The sequence below is a fragment of the Brevundimonas sp. TWP2-3-4b1 genome (assembly GCF_049897665.1).
GTDB lineage: Bacteria > Pseudomonadota > Alphaproteobacteria > Caulobacterales > Caulobacteraceae > Brevundimonas > Brevundimonas subvibrioides_B.
The window spans coordinates 42,174-57,678 of the sequence record NZ_JAFCWQ010000006.1 but is presented as its reverse complement, the minus strand read 5'-3'; the positions used below and the strand labels follow the sequence as shown (position 1 = coordinate 57,678).

General features: G+C 66.9%; 17 protein-coding genes. 10 read left to right on the top strand and 7 right to left on the bottom strand.

Translation table 11 applies throughout. The annotated features are described in order from the left end of the window. Positions 1–53: 53 nt before the first annotated feature. Positions 54–1,176, top strand: a protein-coding gene (gene prfB, locus ACP7A5_RS06575; protein ID WP_426035421.1) for a peptide chain release factor 2 whose coding sequence is annotated in 2 segments (ribosomal slippage) — positions 54–122 and positions 124–1,176 — 1,122 coding nt in all. Because the reading frame shifts where the segments join, the coding sequence is not laid out codon by codon here. Positions 1,177–1,372: 196 nt separating this feature from the next. On the opposite strand, the gene ACP7A5_RS06570 is transcribed toward prfB, so the two are convergent. The 4 genes from ACP7A5_RS06570 to tyrS form a co-directional block, all read right to left on the bottom strand. After that, the gene (locus ACP7A5_RS06570) at positions 1,373–1,954 is read right to left on the bottom strand and encodes a bactofilin family protein (RefSeq protein WP_426041161.1); all 582 of its coding nucleotides are present in this window, start codon (positions 1,952–1,954) and stop codon (positions 1,373–1,375) included. Beyond that, positions 1,944–3,074, bottom strand: coding sequence for a peptidoglycan DD-metalloendopeptidase family protein (locus ACP7A5_RS06565; RefSeq protein ID WP_426041160.1), 1,131 nt, complete (start codon positions 3,072–3,074; stop codon positions 1,944–1,946). The genes ACP7A5_RS06570 and ACP7A5_RS06565 overlap by 11 nt, the downstream gene beginning before the upstream one ends. 215 nt (positions 3,075–3,289) lie before the next feature. Then, positions 3,290–3,742 (bottom strand): peroxiredoxin, encoded by a 453-nt coding sequence (locus ACP7A5_RS06560; RefSeq protein ID WP_426041159.1) that lies wholly within the window; start codon positions 3,740–3,742, stop codon positions 3,290–3,292. Between the two features lie 148 nt (positions 3,743–3,890). After that, entirely contained in the window at positions 3,891–5,150 is a 1,260-nt protein-coding gene (gene tyrS / locus ACP7A5_RS06555) for a tyrosine--tRNA ligase (protein WP_426041158.1), read from the bottom strand. Positions 5,151–5,341: 191 nt separating this feature from the next. Between tyrS and ACP7A5_RS06550 the strand changes: the two genes are divergently transcribed. Together ACP7A5_RS06550 and ACP7A5_RS06545 are read left to right on the top strand one after the other, a co-directional pair. After that, on the top strand, positions 5,342–5,848 hold the full coding sequence (locus ACP7A5_RS06550) for a DOMON-like domain-containing protein (RefSeq protein ID WP_426041157.1): 507 nt from the start codon (positions 5,342–5,344) through the stop codon (positions 5,846–5,848). Beyond that, positions 5,845–7,044: an exo-beta-N-acetylmuramidase NamZ family protein gene (locus ACP7A5_RS06545; protein WP_426041156.1), complete on the top strand. Its 1,200-nt coding sequence runs from the start codon at positions 5,845–5,847 to the stop codon at positions 7,042–7,044. The genes ACP7A5_RS06550 and ACP7A5_RS06545 overlap by 4 nt, the downstream gene beginning before the upstream one ends. A gap of 1 nt (position 7,045) precedes the next feature. Here ACP7A5_RS06545 and ACP7A5_RS06540 read toward each other — a convergent pair whose 3' ends face one another. From ACP7A5_RS06540 to ACP7A5_RS06530, 3 genes are all read right to left on the bottom strand, one after another. Further along, positions 7,046–7,264 (bottom strand): hypothetical protein, encoded by a 219-nt coding sequence (locus ACP7A5_RS06540; protein ID WP_426041155.1) that lies wholly within the window; start codon positions 7,262–7,264, stop codon positions 7,046–7,048. A 150-nt stretch (positions 7,265–7,414) separates the two neighbouring features. Then, a complete protein-coding gene (locus ACP7A5_RS06535; RefSeq protein ID WP_426041154.1) occupies positions 7,415–7,867 on the bottom strand; it encodes a transporter in 453 nt (150 codons plus the stop codon). 71 nt (positions 7,868–7,938) lie between these two features. After that, the gene (locus tag ACP7A5_RS06530) at positions 7,939–8,589 is read right to left on the bottom strand and encodes an alpha/beta hydrolase (protein ID WP_303695578.1); all 651 of its coding nucleotides are present in this window, start codon (positions 8,587–8,589) and stop codon (positions 7,939–7,941) included. 156 nt (positions 8,590–8,745) lie between these two features. Between ACP7A5_RS06530 and ACP7A5_RS06525 the strand changes: the two genes are divergently transcribed. The 7 genes from ACP7A5_RS06525 to ACP7A5_RS06495 all read left to right on the top strand — a co-directional run bounded on the left by ACP7A5_RS06525 (position 8,746) and on the right by ACP7A5_RS06495 (position 15,496). After that, a complete protein-coding gene (locus ACP7A5_RS06525) occupies positions 8,746–9,210 on the top strand; it encodes an Rrf2 family transcriptional regulator (protein WP_426041153.1) in 465 nt (154 codons plus the stop codon). Further along, positions 9,207–10,349: a cysteine desulfurase family protein gene (locus tag ACP7A5_RS06520; RefSeq protein ID WP_426041152.1), complete on the top strand. Its 1,143-nt coding sequence runs from the start codon at positions 9,207–9,209 to the stop codon at positions 10,347–10,349. The genes ACP7A5_RS06525 and ACP7A5_RS06520 overlap by 4 nt, the downstream gene beginning before the upstream one ends. A 4-nt stretch (positions 10,350–10,353) precedes the next feature. Further along, positions 10,354–11,820 (top strand): Fe-S cluster assembly protein SufB, encoded by a 1,467-nt coding sequence (sufB, locus tag ACP7A5_RS06515; protein ID WP_426041151.1) that lies wholly within the window; start codon positions 10,354–10,356, stop codon positions 11,818–11,820. 14 nt (positions 11,821–11,834) lie between these two features. Further along, entirely contained in the window at positions 11,835–12,584 is a 750-nt protein-coding gene (gene sufC / locus ACP7A5_RS06510; protein ID WP_426041150.1) for a Fe-S cluster assembly ATPase SufC, read from the top strand. A 163-nt stretch (positions 12,585–12,747) separates the two neighbouring features. Then, positions 12,748–13,761 carry a Fe-S cluster assembly protein SufD gene (sufD, locus tag ACP7A5_RS06505; RefSeq protein ID WP_426041149.1) on the top strand — a complete coding sequence of 338 codons (1,014 nt, stop codon included), beginning with the start codon at positions 12,748–12,750 and terminating at the stop codon, positions 13,759–13,761. Further along, positions 13,740–15,104, top strand: a complete 1,365-nt coding sequence (locus tag ACP7A5_RS06500) for an aminotransferase class V-fold PLP-dependent enzyme (RefSeq protein WP_426041148.1) — start codon at positions 13,740–13,742, stop codon at positions 15,102–15,104. Before sufD ends, ACP7A5_RS06500 begins: the two co-directional genes overlap by 22 nt. 5 nt (positions 15,105–15,109) lie before the next feature. Continuing rightward, positions 15,110–15,496, top strand: coding sequence for an SUF system Fe-S cluster assembly protein (locus ACP7A5_RS06495; RefSeq protein WP_426041253.1), 387 nt, complete (start codon positions 15,110–15,112; stop codon positions 15,494–15,496). The last annotated feature ends 9 nt before the right edge of the window (positions 15,497–15,505 follow it).

The window sequence follows — 15,505 nt, the reverse complement described above, 5'->3', positions numbered from 1 at the left end:
TACTGCCTTCGATCCCCCCTATCTCCGCGCCTTCGAACCGTAAGGATTTGCATATGAGACCGGATGTCGAGGCCATGAAGGCCGACATCGAGCAGAGCGTCGCTCTGCTCAGGAGGCGTCTTTGACTGGGATGTCGCCAACCGAAAGCTCGATGAGCTGAACGCCCGGGTCGAGGACCCGACCCTTTGGGACAAGCCCGACGAGGCCCAGGCCGTGAGCCGCGAGCGCTCGAAGCTCGAAGCCCAGATCAACACCGTCAAGGCCATGGAGCGCGAGCTCGAGGACGGCGTCATGCTGTCCGAAATGGCCGATGAGGAAGGTGACGAGGCGACGCTGGAGGAGGCGCGCGCCCAGCTGAAGGCCATCAAGGACCGCGCGGCGCGGGCCGAGCTGGAAGCCCTGCTGTCGGGCGAGGCCGATGGCAATGACGCCTATCTGGAAGTGAACGCCGGCGCCGGCGGCACGGAGAGCTGCGACTGGGCGGGGATGCTGCTGCGCATGTATTCGCGCTGGGCCAGGGCGCACGGCTACGAGGTCGAGATGGAGGCGTCGGAAGACGGCGATCAGGCGGGCATCAAGTCGGCGACGATCCTCGTCACGGGTCCCAACGCCTATGGCTGGCTGAAGTCGGAGTCGGGCGTGCACCGTCTGGTTCGGATCAGTCCGTATGACGCGGCGGCCAAGCGGCACACCTCCTTTGCCTCGATCGGGGTCTCGCCGGTGGTGGACGACACGATCGAGATCGACATCAATCCGTCCGACGTACGCACGGATACCTATCGCGCCTCCGGCTCGGGCGGTCAGCACATCAACAAGACCGATTCCGCCGTCCGTCTGACCCACATCCCGACCAACACCGTCGTGGCCTGTCAGGCCGGGCGATCGCAGCACCAGAACCGCGAACAGGCGTGGAAGATGCTGCGCGGGCGTCTGTATGAGCTGGAGCTTCAGAGGCGCGAGGCCGCGGCCCAGGCCATGGCGGACGCCAAGACCGACATCGGCTGGGGTCACCAGATCCGAAGCTACGTCCTGCAGCCCTATCAGATGGTCAAGGATCTGCGGACCGAGGTCGAGACCTCGGACACCCAGGGCGTGCTGGACGGCGACCTGGACGCCTTCATGGGCGCAGCCCTGGCGCAGCGGGTCGGCGAGACCCGCGGATCAACGGTGGATTAAGGGAGCCCTTCTCCCCTTGCGGGAGAAGGCGGCCGAGCGAAGCGAGGTCGGATGAGGGTCACGCTGACCTCACCGATCGTCCCAGTTGATGCAGGCTTCAGTCGCTGGCGTGACCCCTCACCCGACCGCGCAAGGACGACGGCGATCGCCGCCGTGCGCGATCTCCCTCTCCCGCAAGGGGAGAGGGATCAATGGATCAGACCGTCTTGAGGTCGATGATCTGCGGCTTGTCCTCGACCGGTGCGGCGGGCGCTTCGAAGTCGGCGGCGGCCGGAGCCTGGGCCGCCGGACGCGGAGCCGGGGCGACCTGAGCAGGCGCATCGCGGCGGCTCTGAAGCACGCGACCCTGGAAATAGGCGCCGATGTCGATCGACAGCTGTTCGGCGGTGATGTCGCCGTCGACATAGGCGGTCGAGACCAGCTTGACCTGCTTGCCGTTGACCGCGCCGACGATGCGGCCGCGAACTTCAAGATAGTCGGCGGTGACATTGCCCTCGACGGCGCCGGTCTCGCCGACGATCAGACGGCCGACGCGGACGTCGCCCTTGATCGATCCGTCGACCTGGAGATCGCCGCCGCCCGAGATATTGCCTTCGAACTGCAGGTCCGACGACAGGGTCGACAGGCCGCGCGAGGAGGCGATGGGCGAGGGGGCCGGAGCCGCGACGGGGATGCGGCCCATGCCGGGCGACGGCAGGTCGGGCAGCGGCGGGATCGGCGGCGCGTTGGAGGAACGGTCCGGCGTGGCGGGGGCGGGGGATTTGGTCTTATTGAACAATCTGGTCTCCTGCTCGGAAGAAGCGGGCGGGGTTCTGGGGGCGGCCGTCCATCCACACTTCATAGTGCAGGTGAACGCCGGTGGAGCGTCCTGTCGTGCCCATGGCGCCGATCCGCTGGCCCAGCGCAATGCGCTGGCCGGGCTGGACGGCCATGGCGTTCAAATGGGCGAAGCGGGTCTTGAAACCGCGACCATGGTCTATCTCAACGGTGTTGCCATACCCTGAACGAACGCCGGCGAAAGACACGATTCCGGGAGCGGTGGCGAAGATCGGCGTGTTCAGGGGGGCGGCGAAATCCTGGCCCTGATGAACCGCCGGGCGGCCGTTGAAGGGATCGAAACGGACGCCGAAACCCGAGGTGGTGCGGGCCTGGGTCGGGCGGTCGAACGGCAGGTGTTCGGCGGCGTCGGACAGGTTGCGCATCTCCGACAGATTGTCGGCGGCGCGGCGGATTCTGACGGCGAAGGGCTCGTCCACGTCGAGGATGGTGGCCAGAGCCTTGGGATCGCTAGCCTCGACCAGAGGTCCACCGAGGGCTGACCCGGAGGCTGCGCCATAGGCGGCGGGGTTCAGGCCCGCGAGGCGGAAGGCGAGGCGCAGGCGTTCGGCGCGGGTCTGGGCGAAGTCGCCGGCCCGTTCGATCAGCCGCTCCTGGTCCATGCGGACCGCGACGATACGCTGGACCGGACGGGCTTCGGTGGCGCTGAGGGCCGGGGCGGGGGCCAGGGCGGCCTCGGCGCCGTCGACGCCGTGGAACATGCCCATGACGTTGGTCAGGGCCGCGTGGCGGCGCTCGACCATCCGGGCCATCTCGTCCAGGCCGCCCGTGGTGGCGGACATGCGGACGACGGCCGTCTCGAGCCGGGCCTGAAGGTCGGCGTTCAGGCGTTCGGACGCCGCGCGGGCGCGAACCACCTGGGTGTCCGCCTGGCTGCGGGCGATCATGTCGAAGACGAAGCCGCCCGAGGCGACCAGGGTCCAGGCGGCGGCGGCGCAGGCTACGCCGGCCATCATCATCTGGCGGCCGCTTGTCAGGACGTAACCGCGCGTGTCGCCGTTCGAGCGCAGATAAACATGGCGCTCAGGAAACCAACGCTCGATCAAAGAGCGTCTGACCATTCCTTGTTCTTCATTCATTTGAACACGCCCCCACGTACTGGAGGCTTTATCCGCGAAGTGTTGCCTGTGGGCAATACCGTTCACGCAATGTTAACCACGTTGCTCGTCCCGAGCGATCAAAACGAATCTATTCAGGCGAAGATTCGCGTGCTGGGCGTATTCCGATTGACTGTCGCGGGCGCCGTCTAGACTTCACCGATCCGTCCGGCCTCGGATCAAACCTCTTTCGCGACGGCGAGAACCGCCTCGGCGTGGCCTTTCACCGAGACCTTGCGCCAGACCTTGCGGACCGTGCCCGCGCCGTCGATCAGGAAGGTCGCCCGCTCGATGCCCATATACTGGCGGCCGTAGAGGGTCTTCTCGACCCAGACGCCATAGGCCTCGGTGACGGCCTCGGCCTCGTCGGATCCGAGGATGACCTTGAGATCGTGTTTGGCCTTGAACCGGTCGAGCTTCTTCACCGGGTCGCGCGAAATGCCGATGACCTGGACGCCGGCCGCCGTGAAGGCGTCGATGTGGGCGGAGAAGTCTATGGCCTCGTTGGTGCAGCCGGGCGTATCGGCCTTCGGATAGAAGAATACGACCGTGGGGCCGGACAGGGTCGCGCGGCCGCCGCCGTCGGCGGGGATGTCGAACGCGGGGGCTTTCGAGCCTTCTTCAACGGTCACTTCAACACTCCGATCATCTCCGCGAAGGCGGGGACACAGTTCTGTGGGCGCTCCGGCCCTTTCCTGTTCGCCACCGCAATCGTTCCCGCGCACGCGTGCCTCACGAAAGCACTGGGTCCCGCCTTCGCGGGGATGCACGGGAATGGGGTTAGACGGGGCGAACCAGGACGATCTTTTTCTTCCCGAACTGGACCTTGAAGGCTCCGTGACCGGGCAGGAGTTCATCGTAGCTGTGCATTCGATCTTCGACGACAAGTTCGTCATTGATGCGGATCGCGTTGCCGGCCATGTGGCGGCCTGCCTCGCCCAACGACCGAGCGAACCCGGCGGCCTTAACGAGGGCGCGAGTTGAGCGCGCCTGCTCCCATTCGTCCTTTGGCAAGTCGACTACCGGCAAGTCAGCGCTCGTGACGCCCTGCTCGAACGCGCCTTCCGCCGCCGCGCGGGCCGAGGCCGCCGCCTCCGCCCCGTGCAGCATCGTGGTGGCCGCGTCGGCCAACGCCTTCTTGGCGTCGTTGATCGCGGCGCCTTCCAGAGCCTCAAAGCGGGCGATCTCATCCAGCGACAGGTCGGTGAACAGGCGCATGAAGCGGCCGACGTCGCCGTCCTCGGCGTTGCGCCAGAACTGCCAGTAGTCGTAGGCGCTCAGCTGTTCGGCATTGAGCCAGATGGCGCCCAGGGCCGTCTTGCCCATCTTGCCGCCGGACGCCGTCGTCAGCAGCGGCGTGGTCAGGCCGAAGGCGGCCTTCTGATCGACACGACGCACCAGATCGACGCCTGAGACGATGTTGCCCCACTGGTCCGAGCCGCCCATCTGCAGGGTCACGTTCTGGCGGCGGTTCAGCTCGAGGAAGTCCACCGACTGCATCAGCATGTAGTTGAACTCGAGGAAAGTCATCGGCTGCTCGCGCTCGAGCCGCAGCTTGACCGAGTCGAAGGCCAGCATCCGGTTGACCGTGAAATGGGTGCCGTAGTCGCGCAGGAACTCTACGTAGCCGTATTTCGACAGCCACGCGTCGTTGTCGATCAGGATCGCGTCGGTCGGACCGTCGCCGAAGGTCAGGAATTTCTCGAACACCGTCTTGATGGAGGCGATGTTCGACTGGATGGTCGCGTCGGTCAGCTGGGGGCGTGAAGCGTCCTTGCCGGTCGGGTCGCCGACCTTGGTGGTGCCACCGCCCATGATGACGACGGGCCTGCCGCCCGCCTGCTGGAGCCGACGCAGCATCATGATCTGGATCAGGCTGCCGACATGCAGGCTGGGCGCCGTGGCGTCGAAGCCGATGTAGCCGGCGACGATGCCGGCCCTGGCCGCCGCATCCAGCTCGGCCGGATGGGTGATCTGATGGATGTATCCGCGGGCCTGGAGCGTCTGCAGGAAGTCGGACTGGAAAATCGGGTCGGTCATGGTCGGCTCCGTTAGCAGGGAGGCCGGCGCTCTGTCTCGGGTGTCGCGCCGGCTAAATGCGGCGCGTGGGTTCGCGGCCGCTCGCTAGATCAGCGGGCGGTAATAGAAGCCGGGGAGGGCGCGGGGCGCGAACATGGGCCGTTCGTAGCGCCCGGCGTTGACCGGCGTCAACCAGCCGCTATCGGTTCAGGATGCGCGCCACGCTGATCCCTTTTCCCGACGCCATGGTCGGCTATCCCGAAACGATCTCGGTCGAGTTCGAGCGCGAGGGCGGCCTGCTGTGGTTGAGGTTCATCATTGACGACAATCCGGATTTCATCGCCTGGCCCGGCGAGGCGCCGGTCGGGCGGGCCGACGAGCTGTGGAAACACACCTGTTTCGAGGCCTTCGTGACGACCGCCGACGGCTATCGCGAGTTCAACCTGTCTCCGTCGGGCCAGTGGGCCAGCTACCGGTTCGACGGCTATCGCGAGGGCATGAGGCCGGCCGACGAGGTCTGCGTCGTCGAGGGTCTGGACAGCGGTCGGGACTATGTCGCCCTGGAAGGTCGGATCGAGCTGCCGGTCGAGGCGCGCAAGCTGGCCCTGTCAGTGGTGATCGAGACCATCGACGGGGCAAAGACATATTGGGCGCTGGCCCATCCGTCCGATAAGCCTGACTTCCACCATCCCGATTCCTTCGTTCTGGACCTGCCATGAAATTCGGCATCGACCGCCTGCTCTCCGAGCCCGAACTGCAGGCTGCGCTGAAGGGGCGGCGGGTGGCGCTGGTGGCGCATCCGGCCTCGGTGACGGCGGACCTGACCCATTCGGTCGACGCCCTGATCGCCTCGGGCGTGCGGATCAGCGCCGCCTTCGGGCCCCAGCACGGGATGAAGGGCGACCTGCAGGACAATATGATGGAGAGCCCGGACGAGACCGATCCGGTCCACGGCTTCCCCGTCTTCAGCCTGTACGGCGAGGTGCGCCGCCCGACCGGCCAGATGATGAGTACGTTCGACGTGGTCCTGATCGACCTGCAGGACCTGGGCTGCCGCATCTATACCTTCATCACGACCCTGCTTTATGTGCTGGAGGCCGCGGCCGAGCACGGCAAGGAGGTCTGGGTTCTGGACCGGCCGAACCCTGCCGGGCGGCCGGTCGAGGGCACGACCCTGGTCTCGGGCTGGGAGAGCTTCGTCGGCGCCGGGCCGATGCCGATGCGGCACGGCATGACCCTGGGCGAACTGGGCCACTGGTTCATCGACCACTTCAGGCTGAAGGTCGCCTATCGCGTCATCGAGATGCAGGGCTACGACCCCGAGGCGGGGCCAGGCTTCGGCTGGCCGCTCGGTGAACGCGCCTGGATCAACCCCAGCCCCAATGCGCCGAACCTGTCGATGGCCCGCGCCTATCCGGGGACAGTGATGGTCGAGGGCGCGACCCTGTCGGAAGGGCGGGGCACGACCCGGCCTCTGGAGCTGTTCGGGGCGCCCGACATCGACGCCCGCGCCGTGATCGCCGAGATGAAGGCCTTCGCGCCCGAATGGGTGAAGGGCTGTGCCCTGCGCGATATGTGGTTCGAGCCGACCTTCCACAAACACGTCGGCCGGCTGTGTTCGGGCGTCCAGATCCATGTCGAGGGTCCGCACTACGATCACGCCGCCTTCCGGCCGTGGCGGGTCGAGGCCCTGGGCTTCAAGGCGATCCGGCGCCTGTATCCCGACTACGACCTGTGGCGGGACTTCCCCTATGAGTACGCCTTCGGAAAACTGCCGATCGATGTGATCAACGGCGGGCCGGGCCTGCGGGAATGGGTCGACGATATGAACGCGACGGCGGCCGATCTGGATGCGATCGCGGAGCCGGATGAGGCGGCCTGGATCGAGACGCGCAGGCCGTTCCTGATCTACTGACCTAGAACCGCCGCGCCACGCCCACGCCGAACTCCACGTCCGGGCTGTCGTCGTTCAGGCCGAAGTTGAGGCCGAAGTCGACCTGGCTGTCGGGCAGGAAGGCAGGAGTCCAGATGGCGATGAGGTCGGCGCTGGCCTGGGTCGTTTCGACGAGAGGATCGTCGTCGCGGCTGACCCAGACCTCGGCCCCAAGGATCCAGTCGCCGAGATCGCGATCCACGTCGACCGCGAACGAATATGCGGCGTGCGATCCTTCGCCGTCTTCGTCGCGGACGATGTCGAGGTAGGGCGACAGGCCGAGGCCCCACTCATTGCCCAGGTCGATCGAGACGGGGACGACGACGCCGGCCTCGATGCCGCTGGCGCGGACCTAGTCGCCGCCGGTCGGCAGGGTGGCGTATCCCATCAGTGCGACCGAGAAACCCTCGCCATCCGGCCGGATCAGCCCTTGGCGGACGGCCAGGAACAGGTCGCCCGTGCCCTCGGCGACGTCCTCGACGCCCGTGACGCGGTCGGTCGTGGTCTCGCGCTCGAAGGCCGTGACGCCGATCTGGAATTCCGTGGCCGGGCCGACGCCGAAGCGGGCGGTGATGGAGCCGGCCGACCAGCTGTCGATCTCGGCCACGTCATCCCTCTGGCGCGCGCCATCGAAGGCGCCCACCTCGATCTGCACATGGCCCTGATTCAGCACGCAGCTGGCCGCGCCCTTGCCCGGCCTGTCGGCGCAGAAGGGACGCAGATCGTTCGTCTGGGCCGAGGCGGATGCGGGCGCGAGCCAGACGCCAGCCAACGCAAGCACGCCCACGGTGAAGTTGCGGATCATGTCAGCTCCCCGAATCCCGGGCTGAACCATAGGGGCAAGCGCAGCCGCGAAGAAGCGGCCGTCAGACGATATCAGGCCGGTTTTTCTTCCAGCCGCTTGTCCAGGTACAGGCCCACGCGGCGATCGACGGCGGGGATATGGTCCTGCCAGAAGTGGCTCGCGCCTTCTTCGAGTTCGTAGTCGATGATGATGCCCTTCTGGGTGCGCAGCTTGTTGACCACGCGCTCGACCTCCACCGGCGGGACGATGGTGTCGGCCGTCCCGTGCAGGAACAGGCCGGAGGCCGGGCAGGGGGCCAGGAAGGAGAAGTCGTACATGTTCGACGGCGGCGAGACCGAGATGAAGCCGTCCGTCTCGGGCCGGCGCATCAGCAGCTGCATGCCGATGTAGGCGCCGAACTGATAGCCGGCGACCCAGGTCTGGGTGGCGGCGGGGTTGTTGGACTGCAGCCAGTCGAGCGCCGTGGCCGCATCGGCCAGTTCGCCGATGCCGCTGTCGAACTCGCCCTGCGACTTGCCGACGCCGCGCGAATTGTAGCGCAGGGTCGCGAAGCCGCGCTTCTGGAACAACTGGTACAGGGTGACCGTCACCGGGTTGTTCATGTGCCCGCCCGCCTTGGGGTGCGGATGCAGGATCAGGGCGATGGGCGCGTTGGCGCGCTTGCCGGGGGAATAGCGGCCCTCGATGCGACCGGAGGCGCCGGGCAGGATGACTTCAGGCATGGGGCTCTGGAATCCGATCAACTGTCATTTCGGGCCCGCCGAATACTTGACTACAGGGGTAGGACTTTCTAAGTCCCGTCTGCGTTCGGCCGCCTCGCGAAGCGGCGGGTCATAGCACAGGACCTCTGAAAAGCGCGCGATTTTTGAGGATGGGCGATGCGACTGTCGACCAAGGGACGATACGCCGTGATGGCGATGGCTGATCTGGCCCGGCACGGCCGGTCAGAAGCCGGCGCGGGCCGCGCCGTGTCCCTGGCCGAAATCGCGACCCGTCAAGAGATTTCATTGAGTTATCTTGAACAGCTGTTCGCCCGACTTAGAAAAAGCGGGCTGGTGCTCAGCGTGCGCGGTCCGGGCGGCGGCTATCGTCTGGCCAAGACGGCCGGCGAAACCGTGGTGTCCGAAATCGTCCTGGCGGTCGATGAGCCGCTCCGGGCGGTGCGTTGCGCGGCCCACGGCACGCCGCGCGGCTGCATGCTGGGCGGCGAACGCTGCATCACCCACAATCTGTGGGAGGACCTGGGCGACGAGATCCATCTCTATCTGGCCAGTGTTTCTCTGGAAGACGTGATCCTGAACCGCACCAGCCGTCGCCCTGCGAGCGTGGGAGTACCGGCATGAGCGGCGTCTATCTGGACTACAATGCTTCGGCCCTCGTGCGGCCCGAGGTGCTGGACATCATGACCGAGGCCCTGGCCGACAACGGCAATCCGTCGGCGGTCCATGCGGCCGGTCGGCGGGCGCGGGCGCGGGTCGAGACGGCGCGGGCCAGGGTCGCCGAACTGGTCGGGGCTGATCCCACGGCCGTCATCTTCACCTCCGGCGGCACCGAGGCGAACGCCCAGGCGCTGCAGAGCGCGCTGGCGGCCGGGTGCGAGCGTCTGATCGTCTGCACCACCGAACATCCCTGCGTGGTCGAGGCGGCCATGGCGTCGGGCAAGTCGGTCAAGCCGCTGTCCGTCGATGAGCGCGGCGTCATCGATCTGGTCAAGCTGGGCCAACTGCTGAACCAGACCGGCGGCCGGGCCGTGGTGGCGATCCATCATGCGAACAACGAGAGCGGCGTCATCCAGCCGATCGCCGAGGCGGCGCGTCTGGTGCGGGCGGCCAAGGGCTGGCTGCACGTCGACGCCATCCAGTCGGCAGGCAAGATCCCGGTCGACATGCGCGCCCTGGGCGCCGACAGCCTGACCCTGTCCGCGCACAAGCTGGGCGGGCCGCAGGGCGTGGGCGCTCTGGTGCTGGGCGAGGGATCCTCGGCGGTTCGCATCCTGCACGGCGCCGGTCAGGAGCGCGGCCTGCGCGCCGGGACCGAGAACGTGCCGGGCATCGCGGGCTTCGGCGTCGCAGCCGATTGCGCCGCGCGCGACCTGCCCATGGCCGAGGCGCATCGTCCGTGGCGCGATGCGGCCGAGGCGGCCGTCGAGGCGGCCGGCGCGACCATCCTGGGCAAGGGGGCGCCGCGTCTGCCCAACACCCTGTTCCTGTCGGTCGCCGGCTGGGACAGCCCGCAGCAACTGATCGTGCTCGATCTGGACGGTGTCATGGTCTCGGCCGGGAGCGCCTGTTCGTCGGGCAAGACCAAGCCCAGCCGTGCCATCGTCGCCATGGGCCGGATGGATCTGGCGACCGGAGGCGTGCGCGTCTCCGGCGGCTGGGGCACCACGCAAGACGATTGGTCACGCTTCGCTACGGCGTGGGCCAAGGCATACGAGACACATCGCGCGCGTCAGTCCGCCCGCGTGAAGGAAACCGCGTAAGATCATGGCCGCCGTTCAGGAAACCATCGATGCCGTCGCCGCGCTGGAGAAGTACGAGCACGGCTTCACCTCGGACATCGAAACCGAGTTCGCCCCGCGCGGGCTGAACGCCGACATCGTCCGCTTCATCAGCGAGAAGAAGGGCGAGCCGGAGTGGATGCTGGAGTGGCGCCTGGCCGCCTATGAGCGCTGGCTGGCGATGGAGGAGCCGACCTGGTCGTCGGTGAAATATACGCCGGTCGATTACCAGTCGCTGTTCTACTACGCCGCCCCCAAGAAGAAGGACGGGCCGAAGTCGCTGGACGAGGTCGATCCGGAAATCCTCGAGATCTACAAGAAGCTGGGCATTCCGCTGAAGGAGCAGGAGGTGCTGGCCGGCGTCGAGGGGGCTCCGCGATACGCCGTGGATGCCGTATTCGACAGCGTCAGCGTGGTCACCACCTTCAAAGCCGAGCTGGCCAAGGTTGGGGTAATTTTCATGCCCATTTCCGAGGCGTTGCGCGAACATCCTGAACTGGTGCGGCAATATCTGGGATCGGTCGTGCCGGTCTCGGACAACTATTTCGCGGCCCTGAATTCGGCGGTCTTCTCCGACGGATCGTTCGTCTACATCCCGCCGGGCGTGAAATGCCCGATGGAGCTGTCGACCTATTTCCGCATCAATGCGAGCCAGACGGGCCAGTTCGAACGGACCCTGATCATCGCCGACAAGGGCAGCTACTGTTCGTATCTGGAGGGCTGCACCGCCCCGATGCGCGACGAGAACCAGCTGCATGCGGCCGTCGTCGAACTGGTCGCCCTGGACGACGCCGAGATCAAATATTCGACGGTGCAGAACTGGTACCCCGGCGACGCGGAAGGGCGGGGCGGGATCTACAATTTCGTCACCAAGCGCGCCGACTGCCGGGGCGACCGGTCGAAGGTCAGCTGGACCCAGGTCGAGACCGGGTCGGCCGTGACCTGGAAATACCCGTCCTGCGTCCTGCGCGGCGAGGAGAGCTCGGGCGAGTTCTATTCGATCGCCATCACCAACGGACATCAGCAGGCCGACACCGGCACCAAGATGATCCATCTGGGCAAGAATTCGAAGTCGCGGATCATCGCCAAGGCGGTCTCGGCGGGGAAGTCGGACTCGACCTATCGCGGGCTGGTGTCGGTGCATCCCAAGGCCACGGGGGTGCGCAACTTCACACAGTGCGACAGCCTGCTCATCGGCGGCGACTGCGGCTCCCACACCGTGCCCTATATCGAGGCCCGCAACGGCTCGGCCCAGCTGGAGCACGAGGCGACGACGACCCGCCTGTCCGACGACCAGCTGTTCTATGCCCAGCAGCGCGGCCTGTCGCAGGAAGAGGCCGTGGCCCTTCTGGTCAACGGCTTCGTCCGCGACGTGATGCAGAAACTGCCGATGGAGTTCGCCGTCGAGGCGCAGAAGCTGGTGGCGATCAGCCTCGAAGGCTCCGTCGGGTAAGACAAAGAAAAACAATGCTCAAGATCAATAACCTCCACGTCTCTATCGGCGACAAGCCGATCCTCAAGGGGCTGACGCTCGACGTTCCGGCGGGCGAGGTGCACGCCATTATGGGCCCGAACGGGGCGGGCAAGTCGACGCTCGGCTACGCCTTGTCGGGACGGCCGGGTTACGAGGCCATCGAGGGGTCGGTCGAGTGGCGGGGCGAGAGTCTGCTCGACCTCGACCCGGCGGCGCGGGCGGCCAAGGGCGTCTTCCTGTCGTTCCAGTATCCGATCGAGATTCCCGGCGTCCCGGCCCTGACCTTCGTGCGCACGGCGCTGAACGCCCAGAAGCGCGCGCGCGGCGAGGAGGAGGTGTCGGCGCCCGCCTTCCTGAAGCAGGTCCGTGAAGCGTCCAAGGCGCTGAAGATGGACTTCGACATGCTGAAGCGTCCGCTGAATGTCGGCTTCTCCGGCGGCGAGAAGAAGCGGATGGAGATCCTGCAGATGGCCCTGCTGGAACCATCGCTGCTGATCCTCGACGAGACCGATTCCGGCCTCGACATCGACGCCCTGCGGATCGTGTCGGAGGGGGTGAACGCGCTGCGCTCGCCCGATCGCGCCATGCTGGTCATCACCCACTATCAGCGGCTGCTCGACTATATCAAACCCGACCGGGTCCACGTACTGGCCGCCGGTCGCATCGTCGCCTCGGGCGGCCCGGAACTGGCGCATCAGCTGGAGGCGGAAGGGTACGACAAATACCTGCCGGTGGCCGCTTGATGATCCTTCTCCCCTTGCGGGAGAAGGTGGCCCGCGTAGCGGGTCGGATGAGGGGTCACGCCGGCGTCGCCAGTGAGTGTCCTGCAAACCAACCGGATGGGTGCGTGCGACCCCTCATCCGTCAGCCTTCGGCTGCCACCTTCTCCCGCAAGGGGAGAAGGACATGAGTCTGGTCGATCTGCGCGATCCCTCGACCTTCCCGTCGCGGCGGGTCGAGGCGTGGAAATACACCGACCTGCACCGCGTGCTGCGCGAGACCCCGCCGCCGTCGCCGGCCATCGAGATCGCATCGGGCGGACCGTTCGTCGCGCTCGGCGGCGAGGAGATCGCCTTCGCCAACGGCCGGGCGGTCGGGGCCGACGCCTTTGTCGCCTCGGGCGAACAGACGTTGCGGCTGCGGTTCGTCTCGGACGCGACCGGCACAGGGCACAGCGCCTCTGTGCGGATCGCGGTCAAGCCGGGTGCGCGGCTGACCCTGCTGGAAAGCCATGAAGGCGCCGGGGCAGGTTATGTCGCCAACTATCGGATCGAGCTCGATGTTCCAGCCGGGGCCGAGGTCACGCGGGTCGTTATGGTCGATGAACCGGCGGACGCGATCTCGATCGCCGTGGCCCATGTGAAGACGGCCCCAGGCTCGGTCTACCGCCAGACGACCATCGCCAGCGGCGCCAGGCTGCAGCGCCAGGAAACCCATCTGGCCCACGGCGGCGCGGCGACGGCGGTGACACTGGATGGTCTCTACGCCCTGTCCGGCGCGCGCCACACCGACCTGACCAGCGTGGTGCGTCACAACGGCCTGAACGGCGTCACCTCCCAGCTGACCAAGGGCGTCGTCCGCGACACGGCGCGGGGCGTGTTCCAGGGCAAGATCGTGGTCGAACGCGGGGCGGACGGGACCGACGCCCGCATGGGCCACCATGCCCTGATCCTCGGCGAGCGGGCCGAGGTCGACGCCAAGCCGGAACTCGAAATCTACGCCGACGACGTGCAGTGCGCCCACGGCAATACGGTCGGCAATCTGGACGAAAGCGCCCTGTTCTACATGCAGCAGCGCGGTATTCCGGCTGACGAGGCCCGGGCCCTGCTGACCCAGGCCTTCCTGTTCGAGGTCGTCGACCGCATCGCCCACGAAGGCGCGAGAGAGGGGGTGAGGTCATGGCTGACGGCACGCCTTTGATCAATCCTGCCCCGTCGGGGGAGGGGGACCACGAAGTGGTGGAGGGGGCTCGTCCCCAGACGCCGAGCGTGGGGCTGGCCCCCTCCGTCACGGCGCAAGAGCGCCGCGCCACCTCCCCCGATGGGGGAGGATTTGATGTGCATGCCGCCCGGGCCCAGTTCCCGATCCTGTCGCGGACGGTGAACGGCAGGCCGCTGGTCTATCTGGACTCGGCCGCCTCGGCGCAGAAGCCGCGGGCCGTGATCGACGCCCTGACGGCGGCGATGGAGGGGAGTTATTCCAACGTCCATCGCGGTCTGCACACCCTGGCCAACGAGACGACGGAAGCCTTCGAACAGGCGCGCGAGACGGTCGCCCGGTTCCTGAACGCCGAGAGCCCCGACCAGATCGTCTGGACCAAGGGCGGCACCGAGGCCTTCAACCTGGTCGCGGCGGGGCTGGCGCAGAGCCTTAAGCCCGGCGACGAGATCGTCACCACCCAGATGGAGCACCACGCCAACATCGTGTCCTGGTCGATGCTGCGGGACCGGCTGGGCATCGTTCTGAAATGGGCCCCCGTGCTGGACGACGGCTCGCTGGACTTGGCGGGTCTGGCGGCGCTGATCGGGCCGAGGACGAAGCTGGTCGCCGTGACCCATATGTCCAACGTGCTGGGCACGGTGAACGACGTGAAGGCTGTCGCCGACCTGGCCCATGCGGCGGGCGCTCTGGTGCTGGTCGATGGCTGCCAGGGCGCGGTCCATTGCAGTCCCGACGTCCAGGCGCTCGACTGCGACTTCTACATTTTCACCGGCCACAAGCTGTATGGCCCGACCGGTATCGGCGGGCTGTACGGCAAGCGCGCCGCTCTGGAGGCCCTGCCGCCCTGGCAGGGCGGAGGCGAGATGATCGCCACCGTCACCGAGGACGCGGTGACCTATGCCGGCATTCCGCACCGGTTCGAGGCGGGCACCCCGCCGATCCTCGAGGTCATCGGCCTGGGAGCCGCGCTGGAGTGGTTCATGACCTTCGACCGCGCGGCGATCGCAGCTCATGAACAGGCGCTGTACGACCATGTCGTCGCCCGGCTGTCCGGCCTGGACTGGCTGCGGATCATTGGCGAAGCGCCGGGCAAGGGCGCCATCCTGACCTTCACGGTCGAAGGGGCGCACGCCCACGACGTGGCCCAGATCCTGGACCGGTACGGCGTCGCCGTGCGGGCCGGGGTGCATTGCGCCGAGCCGCTGTCGAAGCGATTTGGCATCACCTCGAGCGCGCGGGCCAGCTTCGCCCTATATAACACCACAGAGGATGCAGATGCCTTCGTGGACGCGCTGATCAAGGCGCGGGAGTTCTTTGTGTGAGCGAGATGGACGGACAGATCAGCAGCAGCGACGCCTTCACCGAGACCTGGGCGGAACCGCAGACGGCCGCCCTGCCCCAGGCCGAACTGGATCGGCTGACCGATGCGCTGATCGCAGCGCTGAAGACCGTCTATGACCCGGAAATCCCGGTCGACATCTATGAGCTGGGCCTGATCTACAAGGTCGATCTTTCGGACGACAAGGACGTGCTGATCGACATGACCCTGACGGCGCCCGGCTGCCCGGTGGCCGGGGAGATGCCCGGCTGGATCGAGGACGCGGTGATGAAGGTCGAGGGCATCAAGTCGGCGCGCGCCAACCTGGTGTTCGACCCGCCGTGGGATTCCTCCAAGATGAGCGATGAGGCCAAGCTGGCCTTGAACATGTTCTGAGGTGACGCG